Consider the following 25,816-nt stretch of genomic DNA (forward strand, 5'->3'; position numbering starts at 1 on the left):
GGTGACCGAGCTCCTCGCTCCGGTCACCGGCCGCAGCACTGTGCACTGATCGAACATCGAGTTGCAGCACTTTGTCTCGTGTGCTGGATCACCGGTCGCCGTAGGTTTCCGGCATGCGCATCGGAATCGACGTCGGCGGCACCAATACGGACGCCGTGCTGCTCGACGGGCCCGCGGTGCTGGCGGAGGTCAAGTCCGCGACGACTGCGAACGTCACGTCCGGGATCGTGGGGGCGCTGCGGGCGCTGCGCGAGCGACGCCGGTTCGACCCCGCGGACGTCACGGCCGTCATGATCGGCACCACGCACTTCATCAACGCGATCACGGAGGCGCAGCGGCTCGCCCCGACCGCCGCGGTCCGCCTCGGCCTGCCGGCCACCGCGGCCCTGCCGCCCTTCTGCGACTGGCCCGAGCGGCTCGTCCGCGCCGTCGACGGGCAGGCCTACCTCTGCCACGGCGGCCACGAGTTCGACGGCCGGGTGATCTCGCCGATCGACCGCAGCGAGCTGCGCCGCGCCGCGGAGGACATGGCCGGCCGCGGGATCCGGTCCGTCGCGATCTCCTCGGTGTTCAGCCCGGTCAACGCATCGATGGAGCAGGAGGCCGCGGCGATCATCGGTGAGCAGCTCCCGGACGCGCACGTCAGCCTTTCCCACGAGATCGGCCGGATGGGCCTGCTCGAGCGCGAGAACGCCACGATCATCAACGCCTGCCTGCGCGAGCTCGCCGAGCACATCTGCGACGGGCTGGCCGCGTCACTGGCCGGCGAGGGATTCCGCTGCGCGCTCTACCTCAGCCAGAACGACGGCACGCTCATGGACGTCGAGTACGCCCGGCAGTACCCGGTCGCGACCTTCGCGTCCGGGCCGACGAACTCGATGCGGGGCGCGGCCTTCCTCTCGGGGCTGGACACCTGCGCGGTCGTCGACGTCGGTGGCACCACCACCGACGTCGGCATCCTGCACGGCGGCTTCCCCCGGGAAGCCACCGCCGAGGTGAGCGTCGGCGGTGTGCGGACCAACTTCCGGATGCCCGACGTGCTGTCCGTCGGTATCGGCGGGGGCAGCCGGATCCGGTGCGACGGCGACGACGTCATGGTCGGGCCGGACAGCGTCGGCTTCCGGCTCCGCGAGGAGGCACTGATCTTCGGTGGGTCCACGCTCACGGCCAGTGACCTGGCCGTGGCCGCCGGGATGGCCGAGGTCGGCGACCGGGCGGCCGTCGCGGGTCTGGACCGGTCGAGCGTCCGGGCCGGTCTGGACCGCATCGCCGCCGAGACCGCGCGGATCGTGGACCGGATGCGCACGAGCGCGGCCCCGCTGCCGGTCGTCCTCGTCGGCGGCGGCAGCATCCTGCTGCCCGACGTGCTCCCCGGCGTCGACGAGGTGCACCGTCCGGAGCGGTTCGCCGTCGCGAACGCCATCGGTGCGGCCATCGCCCAGGTCGGCGGCGAGGTCGACCGCATCTTCTCGGTGGAACCGGGCCGGCGCGAGGCCGTCCTCGGCGAGGCCAAGGACGAAGCCCGGCACCGGGCCACCGCCGCCGGCGCGGACCCCGGCTCGGTGCAGATCGTCGACGTCGACGAGGTACCCATCGCCTACCTGCCCGGCAACGCCACCCGGATCCGGGTCCGTGCGGTCGGTGACCTGGTTCTGGCCCCGTCGACCACGGGAACCGTCGTGAGCGGAGGCACCCTCGCATGAGCTACCAGCTGGCCGCCGACGACCTGCCCGACCTGGTGCGCGGCGCCGCGCTGCTGGGTACGGGCGGCGGCGGCGATCCCCAGATCGGTCGCACGCTCGTCACCCAGGCCCTGCGCGGGCACACGATCACCGTGCTGAGCCCGGACGATCTCGACGACGACGCCCTCGTCATCCCGACGGCGTTGATGGGCGCGCCCAGCGTGCTGCTCGAGCGGCTTCCCCGGGGCACCGAGCCGGTGGCCGCCCTGCGCCGGTTGGAAACCCACCTCGGCCGGACGGCGACGGCGACCATGCCGATCGAGTCCGGTGGCATCAACTCGACGATCCCGCTGCTCGTCGCCGCGCAGGCCGGCCTGCCGGTGGTCGACGCGGACGGGATGGGCCGGGCGTTCCCCGAGCTGCAGATGGAGACCTTCGCCGTCTACGGCATCGACGGCTCGCCGCTGGCGATCGCCGACGAACGCGGGCACACCGCCCTGGTCGACACCGGATCGGACAACCGCAAGATGGAGGCGTTCGCCCGGGCCCTCACCATCCGCATGGGCGGGGTGGGCTACATCGCCGAGTACGCGATGAGCGGCGCGGACGTCAAGCGCACCGCCATCCCGGGCACCCTCTCGCTAGCGCTGCGCCTCGGCCGGACCCTGCGGACGGCCCGCGAGGAGCACCGCGACCCGATCGAGGTGCTCACCGGGACCCTGGCGGACACCCCCTACAAGCACGGTCGTGCCCTGTTCACCGGGAAGGTCGTCGACGTCGACCGCGGGACCGTCGAGGGGTTCACCCGCGGCGTCGCGCGGCTCGCGGCGTTCACCGGGGACCGGACCTGCGAGATCGCCTTCCAGAACGAGTACCTGGTCGCCCGCGTCGACGGGCAGGTGGCCACCGTCGTACCGGACCTGATCACCGCGCTGCACCTGGAGACCGGGGAGCCGATCACCGCGGAGGCACTGCGGTACGGCCAGCGCGTCTGCGTCTTCGCGATCGCCACCCCCGACATCATGCGCACCCCGGAGGCGCTCGACGTGTTCGGGCCCCAGGCCTTCGGGTTGACCGAGGAGTTCGTCCCGATGGAGAAGATCGCCCGGAGCCACGCCGTGCCCGCCGGAGGTGCGTCGTGACGTCCACACAGGCCCCACCCGAGGTCCGCCGGGTGGCGACGGTCGACGAGGCCGTCGCCCTGCTCGCCGAGCTCGGTCCGGACGCGGCACCGCTCGCCGGTGCCACCTGGGTCATGCGCGCCGGGCTGCGCGGTGAACCCGTCGCCCGCACCGGCGTCGCGCTCGACCGGATCGCCGAGCTGCGCGGGATCGGTGGGGACGGCCCCGTCACCGTCGGCGCGATGACGACGCACGCCGCGCTCGCGGACCGGCCGGCCCCACCGGCGCTCGCCGCCCTCCGCCAGGCCGCGGCGATGTCGGCGTTCCCGCAGGTCCGCAACGTCGCCACGGTCGGGGGGAACCTCGGTGCCCGCGGCTTCGCCGAGGCCGACCTCGTGCCCGCGCTGCTGGCATTGGACGCCCGGGTACGGCTCGCGGCCGCCGGCGGCCGCGCGGAGACCGACCTGGCGTCCTGGCTGGCCGGGCGGGCGACCCGCCCGGCCGGGGAGCTGATCACGGGCGTCGAGCTGGACGCGCCCGCGGCACAGCGCTCCGGTTACGCCCGGCTGACCGTGCGCGGCGGCGGCGAGTACGCGATCGCCTCGGTCGCGTTGGCCGTGGAGCTGTCCGACGGCGTCGTCACCGCGGCCCGGGTCGCGCTGGGCAGCGTGGAACCGGTGGCCTGCCGGTCCCCCGAGGCCGAGGAGGGCCTGGTCGGCGGTCCACTGGACGCCGGGCGTGCCCGGGCGGCCGGCGCCGCGGCGGCCGCTGCGTGCCGGCCGCGGGAGGGGCTCGACGCCCCGGGCTGGTACCGCACCGCCGTCCTGCCCGCCCTGTTCGAACGCGCCGCGGCACGCGCCGCCGGCGCCGGCCGCACGGAGGAGTCATGACCTACGAGCTCACCGTCAACGGCCGCCCGGTCGTCGTCGACGCCCCCGCGATGACCCCGCTGCTCGACGTCCTGCGGGACGAGCTCGACCTGCGCGGCGCCAAGCGCGGCTGCGGCGAGGGCCGCTGCGGGGCGTGCACCGTCCGGGTCGGCGGCCGCACCGTCGTGTCCTGCCTGCTCCCGGTGGCCCTCGCCGCCGGCGAACCGGTCGAGACCGTCGAGGGCGTCGCCGCGCCGGACGCGCCGCTGCACCCCGTGCAGGACGCGCTGCTGGAGTGCGGCGGGGTGCAGTGCGGTGCCTGCACCCCCGGCATGGTGATGAGCCTGTGCAGCTTGCTGGAGGCGCATCCCGACCCGGACGAGCAGGACGTGCGCGAGGCGTTGACCGGCAACATCTGCCGCTGCACCGGCTACCAGAAGATCATCGACGCGGCGCTGTCCGCGGCCGGCACCCTGCGGGAGGCACGGTCATGAGCCTGCACACCGACAACGGCGCCGCCACCCGGACGATCGGCCGGCGGGTGCGCCGCGCCGACGGCGACGCCAAGGTCCGCGGCACCTCGATCTACGGGATGGACCACGTCGAGGCCGGGATGCTGCACGCCGCGGTGCGCCGCGCGGACGTCCCGGCCGCGCGGATCGTGCGGCTGGACACGTCACGGGCCGCCGCGATGCCCGGCGTGCACGCCGTGGTCACCGCCGCCGACGCACCGGGCCGCTCCGGCATGCTCGTGGTCAAGGACCAGACCCTGTTCGCCGCCGACGAGATCCGCTACGTCGGCGAGCCCCTCGCGGCGGTCGCGGCCGACACCGCCGCACAGGCCGCCGCGGCCGCCGCAGCCGTCGAGGTCGAGCTCGAGCCGCTCGAGCCCGTGCTCGACCTCGAGACCGCGCTGGACGAGGGCACCCGGCTGATCCACCCGGACTGGGCGGGGTACGAGACGTTCGTCCCCGGACCGCGCGGTGGGAACCTCGCCTGGGAGGCGAGCGTGGAACGCGGCGAGGTCGACGCCGCGTTCGCCGCCGCCCACCGCGTGGTCACCGACGAGTTCCGGGTGCCGCGCCAGCACCAGAGCCCGATCGAGCCCCACACCGCGGTCGCCCGCTTCGAGCAGGGTCGCTTCGTCGTGCACACCCCCAGCCAGTTCCCCTACCTGGTGCGTGCCCGCGTCGCCGAGCTGCTCGGGGTCCGCCCCTCGGCGGTCCGGATCGTCGTACCGACCATCGGCGGCGGGTTCGGCGGCAAGCTCGACGCCCTGCTGGAACCGCTGGCCTGCGTGCTGGCCCGGCGCGCGGGCCGGCCGGTCCGCGTGCTCAACGACCGGGCCGACGAGCTCGGCACCGCCGGGCCGCGGGAGAACGCGGTGGTGCGGCTGCGCACCGCCGTCGACGCCGAGGGCCGGATCCTCGCCCAGGACGGGCACGTCGTCGCCGACAACGGGGCCAACTCCAGCGGTGAGACCGTCGCCTGCGCCGGCGTCGCCCCGCTCGTGCTCGGTGGCACCTACCGGATCCCGGCCGCGCGGTACCGCAGCCAGGTCGTCTACACCAACACGCCGCCGACTGCCGCCTTCCGCGGGGTCAACGGCGTGTACTGCGTCCACGCCCAGGAGCTCCACCTCGACCACGTCGCCCGGGAGGCAGGCCTGGACCGCCGGGAGTTCCGGCTGCGCAACGTGCTGCGCCGCGGGGACGAGATGGTCAACGGCCAGGTGCTCGACGACGCCTTCCTGGTCGAGGCGCTCGAGTCGGTGGACCGCCGCGCACCGTGGGCGGAGCTCACCGCGTCGGCCCGGCCGCTGCGCGGCGTCGCGGTCGTCCCGGTCACGTGGATCACCAACCCGGGACCGGCCGAGGCCGCCGTCCGCCTGGCCGAGGACGGCACGATCATGCTGACCTGCGCCGGGGCCGAGATCGGCACGGGTGCGGTGACCACCGGCGTGCGGCAGATCGTCGCCGAACAGCTCGGGGTCGACGTCGACGACGTGCTGGTCGCCGCGACCGACACCGACACCGGCGGCTACGACCACGGCGCGCAGGGCAGCCGCACGACCTACGGCATGGGCAGCGCGGCCAACGACGCCGCGACCCAGGTGCGCCGCCAGATCCTGCACACGGCCGCCGCGCTGCTCGAGGCCGACGAGGCCGACCTGGAGCTGACCGACGGCACGGTCACCGTGGCGGGCGCGCCGGACACCGCGGTCACCCTCGCCGCGGTCGCCGGCGCGGCGATGTTCTCCCACGGGCCGATCTCGGCGACCGGGCGGTTCATGGCCCCGCCGATCCCGTTCGACGCGAGCTGCCTCACCGGAGCGCTGTTCACGCACTTCACCGCCGCCTCCTACCACGCGCACCTGGCGGAGGTGGAGGTCGACCCGGACACCGGTCACGTGCGCGTGCTGCGCTACGTCGTCGCCCAGGACGTCGGGCGGGCGATCAACCCGACGATGATCGAGGGCCAGGTCCACGGCGGGGTCGCGCAGGGTCTCGGCTACGCGCTGTTCGAGGACCTGCGCATCGACGACGCCGGCCGGGTGCTCGACACCGGCCTGGAGACCTACCGGCTCCCGACCGCGCTGGACGTGCCACCGATCGACCTGGAGATCCTGGAGAACCCGTGCGAGTCCGGTCCGTTCGGGGCCAAGGGGGCGGCCGAACCGTCGATCCTCCCGGTCGCCGCGGTGATCGCGTGTGCGGTCGCCGACGCGCTCGGCCGGCCGGTCCGGGAGCTGCCGCTGTCGCCGTTCCGGGTCCTGGAGGCGATGGGCGCCCCGGAGACGGAGCGCCTCGAGTGAGGAGGAACCGACCATGACGCTCGCACTCGACGCGCGGTCCCCGCTCCGGCCGGTGGCCACCGACGACGAGCGCCGTCCGACGCTGGGACAGGTGCTCGCCGAGTTCGGCACGGACGCCCTGGACGTGCTCTGCGCACCGCCGGGCGGGCTCGCCGCGACGGTGACCCGTGCCCACATCTGGGACGCCTCCGACGCGGACACCGGTGACGCGGCCGACAGCACGCTGGCGACGGGCGACCTGGTGCTGGCCGTCGGTCTCGTGCCGGCGTCTCCGCAGCTGTCCCGGCTCATCGCCGCCGGGCGGTCCGCCGGCGTCGCCGCCGTCGCGATCCGCGGGCCGGTGAACCTCGCGTGGGTCCGGACCGAGGCCGAGCGGGCGGGGGTGACGGTGCTGGTCGCCTCCCGGGACCTCGGCTGGGACCAGGTGCACGCGCGGTTGCGGGTCGCGATCGACACCCGCCCGGGAACGGCGGGGTTCGCCGCATCGGCGGCCGAGGACCTGTACGCGGTCGCGAACACCGCCGCCGCGGCCCTCGGCGGACCCGTGGAGATCGACGACGCCGCTCTGCGCGTGCTCGCGTTCTCCAACCTGCCCGGGGAGCTCGACGACCTGCGCACCCGGTCGATCCTCACCCGCCTGCCGCCCGAGGACTTCCTGGTGTGGCTGCGCGAGACCGGCACCGCCGTGCGGATCCGCCACACCGACACGCCGGTCCGGATCGACCCTCCGGGGAACCGCTGCCGCCTGGTCATGCCGGTGCGGGCCGGGATCGACGTGGTCGGCTACGTGTGGGTGGCCGAGGGTGACGAGACGCTCGGCCCCCGCCACGCCCGGCTGCTCGTCGAGGTCGCCCGGGTCGCCTCGGCCCACCTGATGCGCGGCGGCGCGAGCCAGGACCCGGGCCGCCGGGCGCGGGCGGAGCTGCTCGCCCGCGCCCTGGACGGCCGCGCCGACACGGCGTCGCTCGCTGCCCACCTCCAGGTCTCCGCGGACACGCGCTTCGCCCTCGTCGGGTTCCGCCCCCGGCACGGCTGGCGGGATCCGCAGGTCGAGCCTCGGTACGTCCGCGACCAGCTGGAGCTGCGCGGGGCCGTCGCCGCCCGCCCCGGCGCCGGGACGGTGGTCGACGGCGGGCACGTGTACGGGGTCGTCCCGGTGCCGGCCGGCGGCACCCCTGCGGACGACGGCGCGGGCACGACGCTGGTCGCGACGGCCCGGGAGGTCGTGACGCTCATCGGCAACCAGCTCGGCGTCGACCTCGTCGCGGCCGTGGACACGCCGGGCCGCACGCTCGACGGGCTCGTCGACAGCCGCGGCGACGTCGACCGCGCATTGTCACTGCTCGCGGAGGACCGCAGCCGGACCGTGGCGACCTGCGGCGAGCTCCGCCCGCAGGTCACGCTCGCGCTCCTGCGCGAGCTCGCCCGGGACCGGCCCCAGCTCCTCTCCGGGCCGGTCGTCGCGCTCGCGGAGTTGGACCGCACGCGGCGGACCGACTACCTGGCGACGCTGCGGGCGTACTTCGACGCGGCGTCGGACCTGTCGGACGCGGCGCGGATCCTGTTCGTGCACCGGAACACGCTGCGGTACCGGCTGCGCCGCATCCAGGAGCTCAGCGGGCTCGACCTCTCCGATCCGGCGGAGCGGCTGGTCGCGGAGCTGCAGCTGCGGCTCCTGGAGGGCTCGGGTGAGCGTCCGCAGTGGACAGGGAACGAGCAGCGGGCGTCCGGCTAGCGGGAGCGGTCAGCCCGGCGTTCCGCCACCGGTCCCCCGGAGCACCCGGCAGGCGAGCTGCACGACCAGGCGGTCGTCCGGGAGGGTCAGGTCCACCGCCAGCAGCTGTTGCGCCCGTTCGACGCGCTGGTTGACCGTGTTGCGGTGGATCCCCAGCGCGGTCGCCGCCGAGGTCGCCGACGACTCGCGGTCCAGGTAGACGTGCAGGGTGTCCAGCAGGTCGGCGTGGTCGAGCAGCGGGGCGAGCAGCGTGCGGGCGTAGGAGCCGAAGGCGTCGGACTGGTGCCAGCGGGCCAGGTAGCGGCGCGCGCCCAGCCCGTCGACGTGCTCGACCCGGCCGGAGCGGGGCGTCACCCCGGCGAACAGGCTCGCTTCCCGGGCCTCCTGCAGGGTGCGGGCGACACCGTCGCGCCCCTCGTACGGGCGGCCGAGGCCGCCCACCAGCGGGATCTCGTCGTGCACCGCGTCGAGGGCCCGGGCGACCGCCTCCCGGGCGAGCCGGTAGTCGGTGGACGGGGGTTCGGTGTCCGCGGTGATCCACCCGGCCCAGCCGTCGGCCCGCTCCGCCAGCGCTCCGGCGACACCCTCGGCGCGCAGCGCCCGGTCGAGCACGGCCGTCGCGGTGGGGTGCGGTGACCCCTCCCCGCCCAGCCGCAGGTAGAACCCGGTGTGCCAGCCGTCGAGCCGCCAGCCGGCGCGCAGCGCCCGCTCCACGGTGGGCCGGCCGACCGCCTGGCCGCCGTCCATCAACTCGGTCAGCAGGGTGCTGCGGTCCCGCGCGTCGCGCTCACCCTCGACGCGCTGGCGGGCGGTGAGCGCGGCGACCGCGAACGCGACGACCCGCAGCAGCTGCACGGCGCCGTCCAGCCAGGCGGGATGCGCGGGCGGCAACCCGGCGGCCAGCCACAGTTCGGGCCGGACGGGGTCGTCGAGGACGACCGGGACGAGGATCCGGTGGCCGCCGGGGATGTCGGCGACGTCGGGGTGCGGGACCAGCGGCCACCCGGTGACGTCCGTCCCGGCGTCGCCGGCGAGCACCGTGCGGTCCCGGCCCAGCAGCGCGACCGGCACGCCGAGGGCCTCCCGCACCGGTCGCAGGATCTGGTCGGCATCGGCCGGGGCGCCCGGCAGCCGCCGGGTCACCGCCACCAGCCGTTCGACGGCGAGGTGGCGTGGCTCGTCGACGTGCCGTGCGATCGCGCCGGCGACCCGCAGCGGGTCGGCGTCGGCCAGCGCGAGCAGGGGGACCGCCAGCCGGTCGGACATCCGGCGGGTCGAGCCCAGGATCCGCCCGCGGCCGACCGCGACCAGGCCGGCAACGCCGCGCCGGTGGGCCGCGCGCACCAAGACGTCCAGCTCGTAACCGGCGGGCGCGCGGAACGCGGTGACCACCAGGGTGCCGGTCCGGAGCCGGTCCGCGTCGCCGAGGGTGTGCACCAGCGCGACGTCGGCGATCTCCTGTTCGAGCCCCGCCGCGCCGGCGACGAGGTCCACACCGGCGAGTTCGGTGAGCCCCAGCAGGTGGGCCGGGCGCAGCCGCCGGCCCGCGTCCGGGGCGCTCACCGGACGGTCCCGGGGACGGCGTAGTCGACGTCGTAGCTGAAGGCCCGCGGCCCGACCAGCCCCAGCCCGCGCCGGGTCCGCCACTGGGGCGCACCCGGCAGCGTCAGGACGTCCACCTCGAGCCCGAACCGGATCTCCTCGGTGGTGAGCGACCGGCCCCGTTCCCGGGCCAGGAGGCAGATCAGGTCCGGGACGGCGGCCCGGACCTCGCCGTCCTCCAGCAGCAGCAGGTTCTCGTTCTGGAACTCCAGCCGCGCGGTGCGCCCGTCGCCGTCCAGGCTCTCCAGGACGGCGCTGCCCATGCCGAACCGCCGCCCCGCCGACCGTTCCACCTCGACGATCCGGGCCCGCAGCAGGGTGCGGCCGCCGTACTCGGCGAGCATCCCGGCCCGGTCGCCCGCATCGAGCCGGCGGCCGATGTCCAGTGCACGCGAGATGCTGCGGCGGATCGCCGTCTCCGCGAGGGCGCCGGCACGCTGCGGGGCGAGCGCGATGAGCCCCCAGCCGCCGAGCGTCACGACGGCGGCCCGGGTCAGCCGCTCGGCCACGAGACCGTCGACGCCGTCGATCACGAGCACCGCACCCTTCTCGTCGGCCACCACCACCGGGACGATCGGGCTGCCGTGCAGGTAGAACGTCGTCTGCTCCAGCTCGGGGAACGCCCGGCCCATGCCGTCGGCGTCCACGAGCGGCAGCCGCAGCGTCGCGGCTGCCATCGCGGCGAGCAGCGCGTTCACCCCGGCCGCCTCGAACCCCACGACCGCGGTGCACGCGACACCGGTGTGCCGTTCCAGCGCGGCGACCGCCCGGGCGAACTCGCGGCCGCCGGCCGGCTTCTCCTCGAACACGGTGACCGAGCCGACGAGGCCCACCGGGACGGCGTGGGCGTCGGCGGGCAGCTCCGCCGGGGAGACGACGCGGACGGGCCCGCCCCGCTCGAGCTGGTGCCGCAGCAACGACGCGGCCGCCCGCGTGCTGCCTCCGCCACCGGATCCCATCAGCGCGGCGCCCCGCGCCAGCGACCCGACGTCGTCGGCCGTGAGCTCCCACACGACCCCGAACGGTAGCCCGGTCAGCCCGTGGCGTGGCCGTTCGTCTCCGCGCGCAGCACCGCGGCCGCCTCCCTGACCGCGTCGACGATGAACTGGTAGCCGGTGCAGCGGCAGATGTTGCCGGACAGCCCCTCGCGGATCTCCTCGTCGCTCGGGTCCGGGTTGTCGGCGAGCAGCTCCTGGACGGTGAGCAGGATGCCGGGGGTGCAGAACCCGCACTGCAGACCGTGGTGCTTCCAGAAGGCCTCCTGCAGCGGGTGCAGCCGCGTGCCGTCGGCCAGGCCCTCGACCGTGCCGATGTCGGTCCCGTCGGCCTGCACGGCGAGGGTGCAGCACGAGCGTGCCGTGCGACCGTCCAGCACGACCGTGCACGCGCCGCACACCCCGTGCTCGCAGCCGACGCGGACGCCGGCCAGCGCGCAGTCCTTGCGGAGGAAGTCCGACAGCGTCCGCCGCGGCTCGACGTGCGCGGTCCGCGGCACGCCGTTGACCCGGACCGTGATCTCCGTGCTCATGCTGCGGTGCTCCTCTCGGCCCGCGCGGCGGTCGCCTGCTCGAGACAGCGGCGGGTGAGCACCGCCGCGATGCGGCGCCGGTAGTCGGCGGGTGCGTGGATGTCGTCGGTCGGACGGGTGGCGGCCGCGACGGCGTCCGCCGCGGCCACCAGGAGGTCGGGGGTCGGTGGCCGGCCCGCCAGCAGCTCCTCCGCCGCGGCCGCCCGCACCGGCACCTGGTCGGCCCCGGCGACCGCGATGCGGGCGGACCGGATCCGCGCCGAGTCGTCCAGCTCGACCGCGGCGAACACGGCGACGATCGCGAAGTCGCCGTGCCTGCGGGCGAACTCCTGCACCGCGACCCGCACCCCGGCCGGCTGGGCCGGGAGCCGGACCGCGGTGAGGACCTCGCCCGGTTCGAGCGCGGTGTCGAGGAAGCCACGGAAGAAGTCGGCCGCGGCGATCGTGCGCCGCCCGCCCGGCCCGGTGGCGACGAGCTCGCCGTCCAGTGCCCGCAGGACCGCGGGCAGCTCGGCGGCGGGGTCGGCGTGCGCCGCGCTGCCGCCGATCGTGCCGCGGTTGCGGATCGTGACGTGCCCGACGTGGCGCAGCGCGGCCGGGAGCAGCGGCACGCGCCCGGCCACCAGGTCCGCGGTCTCCACCGTCCGCGCGCGGGTCATCGCCCCGATCTCCAGGTGGGCGCCGTCGGCCCGCAGGTAGGACAGCTCGTCCAGGCCGGCCAGGTCGACCAGCACGGTGGGCTGGGCGAGGCGCATCGCCAGCAGCGGCACCAGGCTCTGACCGCCCGCCAGGACCTTGGCGTCCCCGTCGTGCTCCGCGAGCACCGCCACGGCGTGGTCGAGGCTCGTGGCACGGACGTAGTCGAACGCGGTCGGCTTCATGCCCGCTCCTCCGGCTCGGTGCGGTGACGTTCCGGCGCGGCGTCGATCAGCGCCAGCAGCCGCGGTGGCGTCACGGGGATCTGGCGGATGTCGATATCGAGATCGTCGAGGGCGTGCTCGATCGCGGCGGTGATCGCCGCGGCTCCGCCGATGGCGCCGCCCTCCCCCATGCCCTTGAAGCCGCCCGGGATGTGGTCGGCGGCCGTGGTGAGGTGCAGGGTCTCGAACGGCGGGATCTCCGTCGCCGTCGGGAGCAGGTAGTCCATGAACGTCGTGGTGAGCGGCTGCCCGTCGGGGCCGTAGACGATCTCCTCGTAGAGCGCGCCGCCGATGGCCTGCGCGGCACCCCCGTGCAGCTGCCCGTCGACGATCGTGGGGTTGATGACCGTCCCGCAGTCGTGGGCGATGAGGTAGTCGAGCAGCCGCACGCCGCCGGTCTCCCGGTCGACCTCGGCGAGCACGGCCGTCGTCCCGTAGGAGAACGCCACGTTGTCCGGATCGAGGACGTCGCGTTCCTCCAGCGTGGGCGTCTCGCCCTCTGGCAGCCGACCGGCGAGCCGGCGGTACGTCGCGTCACCGACGTCGCGCATGGTCACCGACGGCCCGCTCGCCGCGCCGGCCACCGAGATCCGCCCGTCGGAGACGACCAGGTCGTCGGGGGAGGCCTCGAGGAGCTCCGCCGCGATGCGCAGCACCTTCTCCCGCAGCCGGGTGCTGGCCCGCAGCAGGGCGCCACCGCCCAGTGCCGCCCCGCGGCTGGCGCCGGTCCCGTACCCGGTGAACGGGCAGTTCTCGGTGTCGCCGGTGAGCACGGTGACGGTGTCGAGCGGCACGCCGAGGGTCTGGGCGGCGACCTGGGCCAGCGCGGTCTGCACCCCCTGGCCCATCGCGGAGATCCCGGAGCGGACCGTGACCCCGCCGGTGGAGTCGATCCGCACGACCTCCTCGTCGAACGAGCCGTGCTGCAGGCCCGCCTGGTTCATGATGCGGGTCGGACCGAGCGCGGTGATCTCGATGTGGAACGAGTAGCCGACGCCGAGCGAGCGCCCCTGCTCGGCCGCGGAGGTGCGACGCTTCGCCCAGTCCCGGTCGGCGACGGCCCGTTCGGCCGCCGCGAGGCACGCCTCGTAGTTGCCGTTGTCGTAGAAGAACACCGGGCTGACGTACGGGAAGGCGTCCGGCGCGATGAGGTTGCGCCGGCGTACCTCGTTGGGCGGCAGACCGAGGCGGCGGGCGAGCTTCTCCACCATCCGCTCGTGGACGAAGTTCGCCTTGGGCTGGCCCCATCCCCGGTAGGAGCCGTACGGCGACCGGTTGGTGACGACCCCCACCACCGTGCCCTCGACGTTCGCGATGTCGTAGGGGCCGGCCAGCAGTGCCATGGTCAGCCAGCACGGGCCGATGCCGACGGTGGCGAGCTGCCCGCCGAGGACGGCGTACACGGTGCCGCGCAGGCCGGTGATGGTGCCGTCGGCCGATGCGGCCAGCTCGACCTCGATGCGCTGCTCACGCGAGTGGGCGTTCGCGACGAAGCTCTCCAGGCGGTCCTCGATGATCTTCACCGGGCGTCCGGTGCGCTTCGACAGCAGCGCGGCGACGACCTCCTCGCCGTAGAAGTCGAACTTGTTGCCGAACCCGCCGCCCACGTCGGGCGTCCGCACCCGGATGTGGTCGACGGGCAGCCCGAGCACGTCGCCGAGCAGGTCGCGTGCCAGGTTCGGCGACTGCGTGGACAGCCATACCTCGAGCTTGTCGGTGAACGGATCCCAGGTGGCGACCACGCCGCGGGTCTCCAGCGGTGTGCCCATCTGGCGTCCGTAGTCGAACGTGTCCGAGACGACCACGTCGGCCTCGGCGAACGCGGCGGCCACGTCGCCCTTCGGGATCGTCTGCCGGCAGCTGACGTTGTCCGGCCAGTCCTCGTAGAGCCGCGGCGCGCCGTCGGCCATCGCCTCGTCGAGGGTGGTCACCGCGGGCAGCACCTCGTAGTCGACCTCGATGAGCCCGAGCGCGTCCTCGGCGACGTACCGGTCCACGGCCGCGACCGCGGCCACCCCCTGCCCGACGTAGCGGACCTTGTCGACGGCGAGGGCGTACTGGTCGGTCATCCGCTGGTCCGGGATCATCCGCCAGACCACGGGTTGCGGTGCGGCGCAGGCCTCGTGGACCTCGGCCCCCGTGATCACTGCGAGCACGCCGGGATGCTCGAGTGCCGCGCTCACGTCGATCCCGCGGATGCGGGCGTGCGGGTGCGGGCTGCGCAGGACGGCGGCCTCCACCATTCCGGGCAGCACGACGTCGTCGACGTACTGCGACCGTCCGGTCAGCAGTCGGGGGTCCTCCTTGCGGCGCACCCGTGCGCCGATCAGGCCCGGTGGTACGTGTTGCTGGGTGGTCACGACCATCCCTCCGGTGGTGGGGCACCCGGCGGGGCCGGGACGTGCGACGTCAAGATCGGTCGTCGCCAGCGTCGGGGCCCGGCCCGCCGGCGTCCATTGGCAGATCTGGAGAACTCGGGTGCGTGACTTCGTCACCTCCGGCAGTTGCTCCGTCCGGACGCCCGGACGAAGACTCGTGCCGAGAACTGTTGGGCGACCCCGGGAGAGTCCGTGTCCGATTCCGTGCCGGTCGGCGTGTTCATCGCGACGTCCACCCCACCGGAGCAGATCGCGCCGCTCGCCGCGGCCGCCGAAGACCTCGGTTACTCCGAGGTGTGGGTGGCCGAGGACTACTTCTGCTACGGCGGGTTCACCGGGGCGGCCCTCGCCCTGGGGGCGACACGGACCGTCACGGTGGGCCTCGGCGTCGTCGCCTCGGTCGTCCGCCATCCCGCCGTGACCGCGATGGAGATCGCGACCCTCGCCCGAGCCCACCCCGGACGGTTCCTGCCCGGGATCGGGCACGGCGTCCCCGTCTGGACCGACCAGATGGCGCTCACGGCGCGCTCGCCGCTCGCCGCCCTCACCGAGTGCGTGAACGGCGTCCGCACGCTGCTCGCCGGCGACACGGTGGACGCCGAGGGGAAGCAGTTCACCTTCCGCTCCGTCGCCGCGACACACCGGCCGGACGAGGACGTTCCCCTCCTCACCGGCGTGCTCGGGCCGAGGTCGCTGAAGCTCTCGGGGCGGATCGCGGACGGCACCGTGATGAGCGTCCTGGCCGGCACGAAGTACCTCGAGTCCGCGTGGGGCCACATCCGGGAGGGCATGGCCGAATCCGGCCGCACCGAGCACCTGGTCCCGACGTTCGCGTTGTTCAGCGTCGCCGAGGACGGGAAGGCGGCCAGGGCCGCCGTCCGGCCCGCGCTGGCGTCGTACCTGGTGGCCGTGGGGCCGCACAACGCGCTCACGGCGCCGTACGGGTACAACGACCAGCTCGCCGAGCTGATCGGCGCGGGCCGCGGCGCGGACCACGTCGCGCGGGAGATGCCCGAGGAGTGGGTGGACGAGCTCGCGGTGGCGGGGGACCCCGGCGAGGTCGCCGACCGGATCTCCGCGCTCGGCGCAGCCGGCGCGACGAGCGTCGTGCTCTCGCCGGTCAACGCGGCGACCGCGCTGGACGAGCTGACGCTGCTCGCGACCGCCGTACCGCGGCTGACGAACGCATGACCGGACCGGGTTCCCCGCCGCTGCGGATCGGGTACAAGGCCTCGGCCGAGCAGTTCGGTCCGCGCGACCTCGTCGAGTTCGCCGTCCGGGCGGAGCACGCCGGGCTCGACTCCGCCGTGATCTCCGACCACTTCCTGCCCTGGCGGAACACCGGTGGGCACGCTCCGTTCTCGCTGGCCTGGATGGCGGCGGCCGGCGAGCGCACCTCCCGGATCCGGATCGGCACCAGCGTGCTCACGCCGACGTTCCGGTACAACCCCGCGGTGATCGCCCAGGCGTTCGCCACGCTGGCGGTGCTGCACGGCGACCGGGTGATGCTCGGGATCGGCACCGGCGAGGCCCTCAACGAGATCGCGGTGTCCGGGCGGGAATGGCCGGAGTTCCGGGAGCGCTTCGCCCGGCTGCGCGAGGCCGTCGACCTCATGCGGCTGCTGTGGACCCGCGACGAGGTCGACTTCGACGGCCGGTACTACCGCACGGTCGGCGCGACCGTCCACGACCGGCCCCGGCACCCGGTCCCGGTCTACATCGCCGCTGGGGGGCCGGTGGTCGCGAAGTACGCCGGCCGCGCCGGTGACGGGTTCATCTGCACCTCGGGCAAGGGCATGGAGCTGTACACCGACGCGCTGATGCCCGCCGTCGCCGAGGGCGCCGCCGCCGCGGGCCGCAGCCCGGACGACCTCGACCGAATGATCGAGATCAAGCTGTCCTACGACCGCGACCCGGACCGGGCGCTGGAGAACTGCCGGTTCTGGGCGCCACTGTCGCTGTCGGCGGAGCAGAAGCACAGCGTCAGCAGCTCACGGGAGATGGAACGGCTCGCCGACGCGCTGCCGATCGAGCAGGTGACCCGGCGGTGGATCGTCGCCGCCGACCCCGACGAGGCCGTCGCGCAGATCAAGCCCTACGTCGACGCCGGCCTCAACCACCTCGTGTTCCACGGGCCCGGCCACGACCAGGTGCGGTTCCTCGACCAGTTCGCCGAGGACGTCCTCCCCCGCCTCCGCGCCCTCGCCGGGTGACCGCCGGGCGGCGGGGTCCCGGTCGACGGCGACCCCTGCGGTGCCGGTCTCGCTCACCGGGCGGTCGCCGTCGGTTCCGGACCGAGCAGCGCCGCGAGATCGACGCGGCTGCCCACCCCGAGCTTGCGGTAGGCCTGGTGGAGGTGGGTGTGCACGGTCCGGACGGACACGTGCAGCCGGTCGGCGATGTCCTTGTCGGACAGGCCACGGGCGGCGAGGCCCGCGATCTCGTGCTCGCGCGGGGTGAGGATCCGCGGCTGGTCGAGCAACGCGAGGAGCGGCGTGCGGACCCCCGGGCACAGGGTGGCCTGCTCCCGGGCGCGGGCCTGGGCCGCGAGCGCCGGACCGGGCCGGCCCGCCTGCCGGTGCGCCGCGGCGGCCGCGGCGAAGGCTTCGGCGGCCCAGAGCGCGAACCCGCGCGCGGCGAACGCGGCCCCGGTCTCGCCGAGCAGGGCGGGGTCGTGCGCGGCGAGGGCGGCGGCGTTGCGCGCCCACAGCCCGGGCAGCTCGCCCTGGCAGCGCGCGGTGGCGTCGGCGAGGTCGGCCGCGACGTCGGTGGCGCCGAGGCGGGCGGCGTCGTGCAGCAGCCAGGCCCGCTGCATCAGCGCCCCCACCTCGTCCATCCGGTCGGCGTGCTCCCGTGCGAGATCCTGCGCGCGTGACAGCTCGCCGCCGGCGGCGACGGCCCAGACCGTGCCGGTCCGGGCGAGCGCGCGGAAGCCGGCCGGGAGGACCGCGTCGAGGCGGGCGACCGCGGCGGCGGCCCCGTCGGCGTCACCGAGCAGGGCGCACGTCTCGGCGAGCCCGTCCAGCCCCCAGAGCTGGTGGCTGGTGGGGAGCGCGCCGGTCGAGGTCGTGCCGAGCATGTCCCGGAAGGCACGCCGGGCCTCGCCCACCCGGCCGACCATGCGCAGGACGTGGGCGATGTCGAGCGACCAGTACGGCAGGCGGGCCGGGTCGTCCCCGGCCCGGCACCGGCCGGCCCGGCGCTCGCCGAGGGCGAGCGCCTCCAGCGGCCGGCCGGCGTAGGGCAGTGCCTGGAGCCGGGTCATCGTGAGGTCGGCGGCCCGGGCGGCGGCCCGCGGCTCGTGCGCACCGGGCTGGTCGACCAGGTCGAGCGCGCGGTCGGCCAGGTCGAGGCCGTCGAGGGGCCGGCCCGCGCAGCACAGGGCCCGGACCCGGGTGGTCGCGAGCAGGGTGACGGCGACCGGGTCGGGGGCGGGCCGGTCGAGCACCGACCCGCCGAGCCGCAGTGAGCGGTCCACGTCACCGCGGGAGAACGCCTGGTTGGCCTGGTACACCCGGAGCCAGTCCACCTCCTCCGGGTCGGTGGCCCGCCGGACCGCGGCCGCCAGCACGTCGTCGGCGATGGCCGCCTCACCGCGGACCAGGTGCAGGTCGGCACGTAGCTGCGCGAGCCGCACCCGGTCCGTGGCGGAGGCACCGGCCTCGAGCGCGTCGAGCCGGCGCACCGCCTCCTCGGCCCGTCCCAGCAGGGGCAGCTGGCGGATCAGCACGAGCTCGGCGGGGACGCCGCCGCCGGCCGCGACGGCGACGGCGGCCAGCCGCGCCGCCAGTGCGTGGTCCCGGGCCGCCGACGCGTCCCGGGCCGCGCCGAGGAACAGGCCCGGGTCCTCGTGCCGGCCCGCGTCCAGCCGCCACACGGCGACCTGGATCCGGTCGCCGCGCCGTCGCATGCCGGTCGCCCGCACCGCGTCGGCCAGCCTGCGCCGGTGCTCGCGGGCCCGCAGCGGTGGCACGGTCGCCCGGAGCGCCTCGGCGTACAGCGGGTGGACGAGCCGGACCTGCTGGCGGCGCCGGTCGGGCACCGGGGCGATCAGGCGCTCGTCCTCGAGCGCGGCGATCGTGCCGGCCGGCAGCAGGGCCTCCACGACGGCGGCGCCGACCGGCTCGCCCAGCGCGACGAGCTCGGCGCCCGCCCGCACCCCGGCGTCGAGCCGGTCCAGCCGGCGCGTGATCATCGCGGGCAGCGAGTCCGGGGCGAGCAGGGGGCCGGTCGTGCACCACACCCCGTGCCGCCTGCCGATCCCCCCACCGGCGACGCCGGCGCCGACCAGCTCGTGCAGCAGGAGCGGGTTGCCCCCGCTCAGGGTCGTCAGCACGGCCAGCAGCCCCGGATCGACCGGTCCGCCCACTGCCTGGGTGATCACCTGCGCCGCATCGTCGTCGTCCAGCTCGGACAGCTCGAGCCGGTCGACGAGACCGCAGCGCCACAGCGGGGCCAGCGCGTCCGCCGCCGGGTCGCCGGACCGCACGGTGGCCACCACCGCGACCGTGCCGGCGGTGGCGAGGTGCTGCACCAGCGCGGCCGAACCGGCGTCCAGCAGGTGCGCGTCGTCGACGGCGAGCACGACCGGCCGGCGGCCGTCCCCCTGCAGGTGGGCCCGGGCCGCCGCCAGCACGGCCGCGAGGTCACCGCCCGCGCTGCCGGACGGGAGGAAGGGGGCGAGCGGGCCGAACGGGATCGACGCCGTCGCCGGGGTGGCGACCGCGAGATGCACCTCGGCACCGGCCGCGACCGCCCGCGTGCGGGCCTCGACCAGCAGCCGGGTCTTGCCCACCCCGGCCGCACCGGTGACGACGATGCTCGGGCGCCGGGTTCGCGACACCATCGCGCGCACGAGCCGGTCGAGGGCGTTCCGCCGCCCGACCATCGGGCCTTCCATGCCGTGAGCACGGTACTCGGCAACGACCGGCACCGGAACCACGCAATCCCGTACGGAGGGCGGGGCCGGCCGCGGGCCGGATCGTGCACCCATGGACACCGACGTCGTGATCGCGGGTGCCGGCATCGCCGGATGCACCGCGGCCATCCTCTACGGACGGGCCGGCCTGCGGGTCGTGCTCGTCGAGAAGCACCGCAGCGCGACGACCGCGAAGACGCTCTGCGGGCACTACATCCTGGCCGGCACCGAGCCGACGCTGCGCCGGCTGGGGCTGTGGGACCGGATGCTCGCCGAGGGCGCGCGGGCCGGGGTGCCCGCGGTCCACGGGGCGGCCGGCTGGATGGTCCCCACGGGTGCGGACCTGCCCGCCGCGATCAGCCTGCGGCGCAGCCGGCTCGATCCGATGCTCCGCGCCGCCGCGGCGACCACCCCAGGCGTCCGCGTCATGCTCGGGACGACCGTGACCGGGCTGCTCGACGACGGCGGGCACGTCCACGGGCTGGAGGTCCGGGAGCACGACGGCGCCCGGCACCGGGTGGGCGCGCGCCTGGTCGTGGGCGCGGACGGGCACCGCTCGGCCGTCGCGCGGCTCGCCGGCGCCCGCGAGGACGTCGCCGACAACCAGCGCTTCCTCTACTGGGCCTACTACCGCGGGGTCGTGCCGCGCGGCCCCGGGAGCGCGCAGATCTGGCGGCTGGACGACCACGTCGTGGTCGCGACCCCCACCGACGACGGCCTCACCCTGCTCGGGGCGTTCCCGACCAAGGAGCACCTCGCGGCGTTCCGGGCCGACCGGGTGGCGGCGCTGGAGTCGTTCCTGGCGCGCGTGCCGGACGGGCCGGACCTGTCCGGTGCCGAACGTGTCTCCCCGGTGATCGGCACCGCCGACTACCCGATCATCAGGCGGGACCCGGTGCCCCGCCCGGGCCTGGCGCTGGTCGGGGACGCGGCGATGGTCGGCGACCCGGTTCCCGCGGTCGGCTGCGGCTGGGCGTTCCGGAGCGCGGAATGGCTGGCCGACGCCACCACGGGTCCCCTGGCCGACCTGCGTGCCGGGACCGGGGGCGAGCGGGGCCTGGCGCGGGCGCTGCGCCGCTACCGTCGCGCGCACCGCTTCGCCGAGCGCCACGACCGGCTCGACCGCGACGACGCCCGCGCGCTGCCGCCCAACGCGGTCCAGCGGGCCATCCGCACCGCCGCCGTCCACGACCCGTGGGTGGCCCGGCGGGTCTACCGGTTCGCGATGCGCGCCGCCCCGGTGACCGGGCTGCTCAACCCGGTCGTGGTCGCGCGGTCGGCCTGGGTGGCGCGGTCGGCACCGGCCGTCCGGTGAGTGGCGGCGGGCCGGTGACCTCGCTACGTTCGGGTGCGTCCCCCAGAATCGCTCTCGAGGGCGTCTCGGCCCGGGACGGCCCACCGGTCCGACGGGAGTCCGCCCGATGTCGTCCGCCCCCTACGACAGCCTGGTCGCCGCGCTCCGGACCGCCGCCCAGGACCTGATCGCGCACCGCGCCGTGGAGGACCACCCGGACGGGGGGATGAGCCAGATCCTGGAGGCCGCGGTCGCCACCGTCCCGGGAGCAGCGGTCGGCGGAATCTCCATCACCGAGCACGGGGTCGTCGACTCACCGGCCACCACCAGCGACGACGTCCGGCTCCTCAACGAGCTGCAGACCCGCCTCCACGAGGGCCCGTGCTTCACCGCCGTGGAGGACCCGCCGCCCGACGGGGTCGTGGACGCCCAGGACCTGACCCGTGCCCCGGACGCGGCCCGCTGGCCGCGCTTCGCCGCCCAGGCCGTCGAGTACGGCTACCGGTCCCTCCTGTCCACCGAGCTGTCGTTGCAGGGAGCCCGGCGGGTCGGGATGACGCTCTACGCCCGGCGTCCCGGGGTGTTCGACGACACCGCGCGCACCCTTGCCGGGCTGTCGGCGGTGCAGGCCGCCCTCGTCATGAACGGCGCCGACCGGGCCGCGCACCTCCGCCGTGCGGTCGACAGCCGTGACCTGATCGGGCAGGCGAAGGGGATCCTGATGGAGCGCTTCGCGATCGACGCCGACGGCGCGTTCCGGATGCTCGTCCGGGCGTCCCAGGACACCAACGTGCGGCTCGTCGACGTGGCCCACCTGCTCGCCGAGGGCCGTCTGCGGTCCCCGCAGCTCGACGGAGATCCACGGAACGCCCGGACCCGGGCATAGCCGCGGGCCCCTCGGTGACCGGAGCCGGTCTCCCCCGACCCCTCCACCCTGTGAGGGAGGACCGGCCCCGCCTGCCCCCGTAGCGTCCGAGGTCCGGTTTCCCCGAGGAGAGGAACCCATGACCTTCCCATCGGATCTCGAGATCGCCCGCTCGGCCTCGCTCAAGCCCCTCCGCACGATCGCCGGCTCCGTGGGCATCCCGCCGCACCTGCTCGAGCCGCACGGCGACGACGTCGCGAAGGTCAAGCTCGGCGCGATCGAGGAGCTCGCCGACCGGCCCAGGGCGAAGTACGTCGTCGTCTCCGCGGTCACTCCCACGTCGCTCGGTGAGGGCAAGACCACCACGACGGTCGGCCTCGGGCAGGCGTTCTCGCACCTCGGCAAGAAGGCCACGGTCGCGCTCCGCCAGCCGTCCATGGGGCCCACGTTCGGCATCAAGGGCGGGGCCGCGGGCGGGGGCTACGCGCAGGTCGTGCCCATGGACGTGCTCAACATGCACCTCACCGGTGACTTCCACGCGGTGACGGCCGCCCACAACATGCTCGCCGCCGTGCTGGACAACCACCTGTACCAGGGGAACGCGTCCGGGCTCGGGCCGCACGACATCAGCTGGCGCCGGGTGATGGACGTCAACGACCGGGCGCTGCGCCACATCGTCGTCGGGCTGGGCGGACGCGTCGACGGCGTCACCCGGCAGACCGGGTTCGACATCACCGCCGCCTCCGAGGTGATGGCGATCCTGGCGCTGGCCCGCTCGCTGCCCGACATGCGCGAGCGCCTCGGCCGGATCGTGGTCGGCTACCGGCCGGACGGCACGGCGGTCACCGCCGAGGAGATCCGGGGCGCGGGCGCCATGGCCGCGATCCTCGTCCACGCGCTCAAGCCGAACCTCATGCAGACCCTGGAGAACACGCCCGTCCTGGTGCACGCCGGGCCGTTCGGGAACATCGCCCACGGCAACTCCTCGGTGGTCGCGGACCTGATCGGCATCCGGACCGGCGACTACCTGGTCACCGAGGCCGGCTTCGCCGCGGACATGGGCGCCGAGCGCTTCTTCAACATCAAGTGCCGGGCGTCCGGCCTGGTCCCCGACGCCGCCGTGATCGTCACGACCGTCCGCGCGCTCGAGGTGCACGGCGGCGAGAACCTGCGCAAGCAGATCGAGAACATCCGGCTGCACGGGGTCACCCCGGTGGTGGCGATCAACGCGTTCCCCGGCGACACCCACGCCGAGCACGCCGCCATCGCCGAGATCGCCGCCTCGGAGGGCGTGCGGTCGGCCGTCTGCAACCACTTCACCGAGGGCGGCAAGGGCGCGACCGAACTGGCCGAGGCCGTGGCCGAGGCGGCCGAGGAGCCGCAGGGGTTCCGGTTCCTGTACCCCGACGCCGCCCCGCTCCGGGAGAAGATCAGCACCGTGGCCACCCGGGTGTACGGCGCCGACGGGGTCGACATCGCACCGGCCGCCGAGGCGCAGCTGGACCGCTACGAGCGCAACGGGTTCGGCAACCTGCCGGTCTGCATCGCCAAGACCCACATGTCCCTGTCCTCCGACCCCACCCGCACGGGCGCCCCCACCGGGTGGCGGTTGCCGGTGCGCGAGGTGCGGGCCTCGGTCGGCGCCGGGTTCATCTACCCGCTGACCGGGGAGATGCGCACGATGCCGGGCCTCGGGGCGAATCCCGCAGCCCACGACATCGACATCGACGCCGACGGCAACATCGTCAACCTGTCGTGACGACCGGCGCCGTCGGACACCGCAGCACGCGACGACCCGGTCGTCCGGACCGAAAGGAAGCGACCATGCCAGGCGGCCACACCCACCTGTTCGTGCCGGGACCGACGAACGTCCCCGACGCGGTGCGTCGTGCCATGAACGTGCCGATGGAGGACCACCGCGCCCCGGACTTCCCGGCACTGACCCTGCCGCTGTTCGAGGACCTCAAGAAGGTCTTCCGCCTCGACGACGGCCGGGTCTTCCTCTTCCCGGGCTCGGGCACCGGGGCCTGGGAGGCGGCGATCCAGAACACCCTCGCCCCCGGCGACCGGGTGCTGATGGCCCGGTTCGGCCAGTTCTCGCACCTGTGGGTCGACATGGCCGAGCGGCTCGGCCTGGACGTGGTGTGCTGCGACGTCGAGTGGGGCGCCGGTGTCCCGCTGGACCGCTTCGCCGCCGTGCTCGCCGACGATCCGTCGATCAAGGGCGTGTTCGCCACGCACAACGAGACCGCCACCGGGGTCGCCTCCGACATCGCCGGCCTGCGCGCCGTCATGGACTCCGCCGGCTCGGACGCGCTGCTGTACGTCGACGGTGTCTCCTCGATCGCCTCGCTGCCGTTCGAGCAGCAGCGCTGGGGGGTGGACCTGGCGGTCACCGGCTCGCAGAAGGGCTTCATGCTCCCCGCCGGCCTGGCGATGCTGGGGGTCAGCGACAAGGCCCTCGACGCGGCCGCGGAGCGGCGCGGCAGTGCCCGCTGCTACTTCGACTTCGCCGACCAGATCCGCACCAACGACCTCGGCTACTTCCCGTACACCCCACCGGTGCCGCTGCTGCACGGGCTCCGGGCCGCGCTGGACCTGCTGTTCGCCGAGGGCCTGGACGCGGTGTTCGACCGGCACCACCGGCTCGCCGAGGGCGTGCGGCGCGGCGTGCACGCGCTCGGCCTGTCGCTGTGCGCGGTCGGCCCGCAGTGGTACTCCGACACCGTCACCGCGATCCAGGTCCCGGACGGCGTCAACGGCGTCGACGTCTGCCGGATCGGCTACGAGACCTACCGGACCTCCTTCGGTGGCGGCCTCGGCCAGGTCGCCGGCAAGGTGTTCCGGATCGGTCACCTCGGTGACCTCAACGAGGTGACCTGCCTGGCCGCACTGGCCGCGGCGGAGATGGTGCTGGCCGACGCCGGTGCGAAGGTCGAGTTCGGTGCCGGGGTCGCCGCGGCCCAGTCCTGGTACCGGGAGTCCGGCACGCGCCCGGCCGAGCGCGCCGCCTGACTCTGCTGCCCATCGACGACCCCGTCGACGCGACGTTGCAGGGAGGAGTTCCCGATGACCGCTGACATCATCGACGGCAAGGCGGCCGCCGCCGAGGTCCGCGCCGAGGTCGAACGCGGCGTCGCCGCACTCGACACCCCACCCGGCCTGGCCACGCTACTCGTCGGCGACGACCCCGCATCCGCCATCTACGTGGCCAGCAAGCGCAAGCAATGCACCCGCCTGGGCATGCGCGACCTGCACCAACACCTACCCGCCGACATCGGCCAGGACGAGCTGACCACCGTGATCGACGACCTGGCCACCGACCCCACCGTCACCGGCATCCTGCTCCAACTACCCCTACCCCGCCACCTCGACCCCGCCCCACTGATCGCCCGCATCCCCCCGACCAAGGACGTCGACGGACTCACCGAACTCAGCGCCGGCCGACTCACCCTCGGCCGCCCCGGCCTGCGACCCTGCACCCCCGCAGGAGTCATGCACCTGCTCGCCCGCGCCGGAGTCAAGCTCGAGGGCGCCAACGCCGTCGTCGTCGGACGCTCGGCGCTCGTCGGCAAACCCCAGGCCCAGCTACTGCTGGCCGAAAACGCGACCGTGACCACCTGCCACTCACGCACCCGCGACCTCACCGAAATCACCCGCCGGGCCGACATCCTCGTCGCCGCCGCCGGGATCCCCCGCATGATCGGACCGGACGCGGTCAAACCCGGCGCCATCGTCATCGACGTCGGCATGCACCGCCTCGAGACAGGCCTGTGCGGCGACGTCGACACCGACGCCGTCATCGACATCGCCGGCATGATCACCCCCGTACCCGGAGGCGTCGGACCGATGACCATCGCGATGCTGCTGCAGAACACCCTGCACGCCGCGGAACTCGCAACGGCGTCCTGAACGCCCGGCAGCAGGACGGCTCCGGCAAGCCCCATCGCCTCCAGCAGCGCACTGCACCGCGAGACCACCGCTCTGCGCGGTCCGTCCCCACGACCACTACGGATTCTCCGGCCGAAATCTGCGCACACCCTCGACGTTTCGTGAGAAGCAACGTAGTTTCTCCAGCAGAGCCTCTCG

At 74.9% G+C, this 25,816-nt stretch carries 19 protein-coding genes; 13 read left to right on the forward strand and 6 right to left on the reverse strand.

Going from position 1 to position 25,816, the window contains the following annotated elements; all coding sequences use genetic code 11:
• Nucleotides 1-113: 113 nt before the first annotated feature.
• From H7X46_RS20035 to H7X46_RS30405, 6 genes are read left to right on the forward strand one after another with little or no spacing between them, the layout of a single operon-like run.
• Complete coding sequence (locus H7X46_RS20035) at nt 114-1,703, forward strand: hydantoinase/oxoprolinase N-terminal domain-containing protein (RefSeq protein WP_186360858.1); 1,590 nt, start codon at nt 114-116, stop codon at nt 1,701-1,703.
• On the forward strand, nt 1,700-2,824 hold the full coding sequence (locus tag H7X46_RS20040; RefSeq protein ID WP_186360859.1) for a DUF917 domain-containing protein: 1,125 nt from the start codon (nt 1,700-1,702) through the stop codon (nt 2,822-2,824). Before H7X46_RS20035 ends, H7X46_RS20040 begins: the two co-directional genes overlap by 4 nt.
• On the forward strand, nt 2,821-3,693 hold the full coding sequence (locus H7X46_RS30820; RefSeq protein ID WP_222131369.1) for an FAD binding domain-containing protein: 873 nt from the start codon (nt 2,821-2,823) through the stop codon (nt 3,691-3,693). Before H7X46_RS20040 ends, H7X46_RS30820 begins: the two co-directional genes overlap by 4 nt.
• Nucleotides 3,690-4,166 carry a (2Fe-2S)-binding protein gene (locus H7X46_RS20050; RefSeq protein WP_186360860.1) on the forward strand — a complete coding sequence of 159 codons (477 nt, stop codon included), beginning with the start codon at nt 3,690-3,692 and terminating at the stop codon, nt 4,164-4,166. The genes H7X46_RS30820 and H7X46_RS20050 overlap by 4 nt, the downstream gene beginning before the upstream one ends.
• Nucleotides 4,163-6,487 carry a xanthine dehydrogenase family protein molybdopterin-binding subunit gene (locus H7X46_RS20055; protein ID WP_186360861.1) on the forward strand — a complete coding sequence of 775 codons (2,325 nt, stop codon included), beginning with the start codon at nt 4,163-4,165 and terminating at the stop codon, nt 6,485-6,487. Before H7X46_RS20050 ends, H7X46_RS20055 begins: the two co-directional genes overlap by 4 nt.
• 13 nt (nt 6,488-6,500) lie before the next feature.
• Entirely contained in the window at nt 6,501-8,222 is a 1,722-nt protein-coding gene (locus H7X46_RS30405; RefSeq protein WP_186360862.1) for a CdaR family transcriptional regulator, read from the forward strand.
• A 9-nt stretch (nt 8,223-8,231) separates the two neighbouring features.
• On the opposite strand, the gene H7X46_RS30825 is transcribed toward H7X46_RS30405, so the two are convergent.
• From H7X46_RS30825 to H7X46_RS20085, 5 genes are read right to left on the reverse strand one after another with little or no spacing between them, the layout of a single operon-like run.
• A complete protein-coding gene (locus tag H7X46_RS30825) occupies nt 8,232-9,785 on the reverse strand; it encodes a helix-turn-helix domain-containing protein (RefSeq protein ID WP_186360863.1) in 1,554 nt (517 codons plus the stop codon).
• Nucleotides 9,782-10,837 carry a DUF917 domain-containing protein gene (locus H7X46_RS20070; RefSeq protein WP_186360864.1) on the reverse strand — a complete coding sequence of 352 codons (1,056 nt, stop codon included), beginning with the start codon at nt 10,835-10,837 and terminating at the stop codon, nt 9,782-9,784. The genes H7X46_RS30825 and H7X46_RS20070 overlap by 4 nt, the downstream gene beginning before the upstream one ends.
• 20 nt (nt 10,838-10,857) lie before the next feature.
• Nucleotides 10,858-11,352, reverse strand: a complete 495-nt coding sequence (locus H7X46_RS20075; RefSeq protein ID WP_186360865.1) for a (2Fe-2S)-binding protein — start codon at nt 11,350-11,352, stop codon at nt 10,858-10,860.
• The gene (locus H7X46_RS20080) at nt 11,349-12,233 is read right to left on the reverse strand and encodes a xanthine dehydrogenase family protein subunit M (RefSeq protein WP_186360866.1); all 885 of its coding nucleotides are present in this window, start codon (nt 12,231-12,233) and stop codon (nt 11,349-11,351) included. The genes H7X46_RS20075 and H7X46_RS20080 overlap by 4 nt, the downstream gene beginning before the upstream one ends.
• Nucleotides 12,230-14,632 carry a xanthine dehydrogenase family protein molybdopterin-binding subunit gene (locus H7X46_RS20085; RefSeq protein ID WP_370588871.1) on the reverse strand — a complete coding sequence of 801 codons (2,403 nt, stop codon included), beginning with the start codon at nt 14,630-14,632 and terminating at the stop codon, nt 12,230-12,232. The genes H7X46_RS20080 and H7X46_RS20085 overlap by 4 nt, the downstream gene beginning before the upstream one ends.
• A 210-nt stretch (nt 14,633-14,842) precedes the next feature.
• Here H7X46_RS20085 and H7X46_RS20090 point away from each other — a divergent pair, with 210 nt between their 5' ends.
• Both H7X46_RS20090 and fgd read left to right on the forward strand, forming a co-directional pair.
• The gene (locus H7X46_RS20090; protein WP_186360868.1) at nt 14,843-15,841 is read left to right on the forward strand and encodes an LLM class flavin-dependent oxidoreductase; all 999 of its coding nucleotides are present in this window, start codon (nt 14,843-14,845) and stop codon (nt 15,839-15,841) included.
• Nucleotides 15,838-16,863 carry a glucose-6-phosphate dehydrogenase (coenzyme-F420) gene (fgd, locus tag H7X46_RS20095; protein WP_186360869.1) on the forward strand — a complete coding sequence of 342 codons (1,026 nt, stop codon included), beginning with the start codon at nt 15,838-15,840 and terminating at the stop codon, nt 16,861-16,863. Before H7X46_RS20090 ends, fgd begins: the two co-directional genes overlap by 4 nt.
• A gap of 53 nt (nt 16,864-16,916) precedes the next feature.
• Here fgd and H7X46_RS20100 read toward each other — a convergent pair whose 3' ends face one another.
• Nucleotides 16,917-19,550, reverse strand: coding sequence for a LuxR family transcriptional regulator (locus H7X46_RS20100; protein ID WP_186360870.1), 2,634 nt, complete (start codon nt 19,548-19,550; stop codon nt 16,917-16,919).
• Nucleotides 19,551-19,641: 91 nt separating this feature from the next.
• On the opposite strand from H7X46_RS20100, the gene H7X46_RS20105 reads away from it, so the two are divergent.
• The 5 genes from H7X46_RS20105 to folD all read left to right on the forward strand — a co-directional run bounded on the left by H7X46_RS20105 (nt 19,642) and on the right by folD (nt 25,639).
• Nucleotides 19,642-20,883, forward strand: a complete 1,242-nt coding sequence (locus H7X46_RS20105; protein WP_186360871.1) for an NAD(P)/FAD-dependent oxidoreductase — start codon at nt 19,642-19,644, stop codon at nt 20,881-20,883.
• 106 nt (nt 20,884-20,989) lie between these two features.
• Complete coding sequence (locus H7X46_RS20110) at nt 20,990-21,748, forward strand: ANTAR domain-containing protein (RefSeq protein WP_186360872.1); 759 nt, start codon at nt 20,990-20,992, stop codon at nt 21,746-21,748.
• 118 nt (nt 21,749-21,866) lie between these two features.
• Complete coding sequence (locus H7X46_RS20115) at nt 21,867-23,486, forward strand: formate--tetrahydrofolate ligase (RefSeq protein WP_186360873.1); 1,620 nt, start codon at nt 21,867-21,869, stop codon at nt 23,484-23,486.
• 65 nt (nt 23,487-23,551) lie between these two features.
• Nucleotides 23,552-24,742, forward strand: a complete 1,191-nt coding sequence (locus H7X46_RS20120) for an alanine--glyoxylate aminotransferase family protein (protein WP_186360874.1) — start codon at nt 23,552-23,554, stop codon at nt 24,740-24,742.
• A 54-nt stretch (nt 24,743-24,796) separates the two neighbouring features.
• Nucleotides 24,797-25,639, forward strand: coding sequence for a bifunctional methylenetetrahydrofolate dehydrogenase/methenyltetrahydrofolate cyclohydrolase FolD (gene folD / locus H7X46_RS20125; RefSeq protein WP_186360875.1), 843 nt, complete (start codon nt 24,797-24,799; stop codon nt 25,637-25,639).
• The last annotated feature ends 177 nt before the right edge of the window (nt 25,640-25,816 follow it).

Source organism: Pseudonocardia sp. C8 (assembly GCF_014267175.1).
Lineage (GTDB): Bacteria > Actinomycetota > Actinomycetes > Mycobacteriales > Pseudonocardiaceae > Pseudonocardia.

Excerpts from the sequence above, each read along its gene's own strand:
- H7X46_RS20040 (WP_186360859.1), top strand. The coding sequence starts at position 1,700 with ATGAGCTACCAGCTGGCCGCCGACGACCTGCCCGACCTGGTGCGCGGC.
- H7X46_RS20050 (WP_186360860.1), top strand. The coding sequence starts at position 3,690 with ATGACCTACGAGCTCACCGTCAACGGCCGCCCGGTCGTCGTCGACGCC.
- H7X46_RS20115 (WP_186360873.1), top strand. The coding sequence starts at position 21,867 with ATGACCTTCCCATCGGATCTCGAGATCGCCCGCTCGGCCTCGCTCAAG.
- H7X46_RS20100 (WP_186360870.1), bottom strand. The coding sequence starts at position 19,550 with ATGGAAGGCCCGATGGTCGGGCGGCGGAACGCCCTCGACCGGCTCGTG.
- H7X46_RS30405 (WP_186360862.1), top strand. The coding sequence starts at position 6,501 with ATGACGCTCGCACTCGACGCGCGGTCCCCGCTCCGGCCGGTGGCCACC.
- H7X46_RS20035 (WP_186360858.1), top strand. The coding sequence starts at position 114 with ATGCGCATCGGAATCGACGTCGGCGGCACCAATACGGACGCCGTGCTG.
- H7X46_RS20120 (WP_186360874.1), top strand. The coding sequence starts at position 23,552 with ATGCCAGGCGGCCACACCCACCTGTTCGTGCCGGGACCGACGAACGTC.
- H7X46_RS20080 (WP_186360866.1), bottom strand. The coding sequence starts at position 12,233 with ATGAAGCCGACCGCGTTCGACTACGTCCGTGCCACGAGCCTCGACCAC.
- H7X46_RS20105 (WP_186360871.1), top strand. The coding sequence starts at position 19,642 with ATGGACACCGACGTCGTGATCGCGGGTGCCGGCATCGCCGGATGCACC.
- H7X46_RS20075 (WP_186360865.1), bottom strand. The coding sequence starts at position 11,352 with ATGAGCACGGAGATCACGGTCCGGGTCAACGGCGTGCCGCGGACCGCG.
- fgd (WP_186360869.1), top strand. The coding sequence starts at position 15,838 with ATGACCGGACCGGGTTCCCCGCCGCTGCGGATCGGGTACAAGGCCTCG.
- folD (WP_186360875.1), top strand. The coding sequence starts at position 24,797 with ATGACCGCTGACATCATCGACGGCAAGGCGGCCGCCGCCGAGGTCCGC.
- H7X46_RS20055 (WP_186360861.1), top strand. The coding sequence starts at position 4,163 with ATGAGCCTGCACACCGACAACGGCGCCGCCACCCGGACGATCGGCCGG.
- H7X46_RS20110 (WP_186360872.1), top strand. The coding sequence starts at position 20,990 with ATGTCGTCCGCCCCCTACGACAGCCTGGTCGCCGCGCTCCGGACCGCC.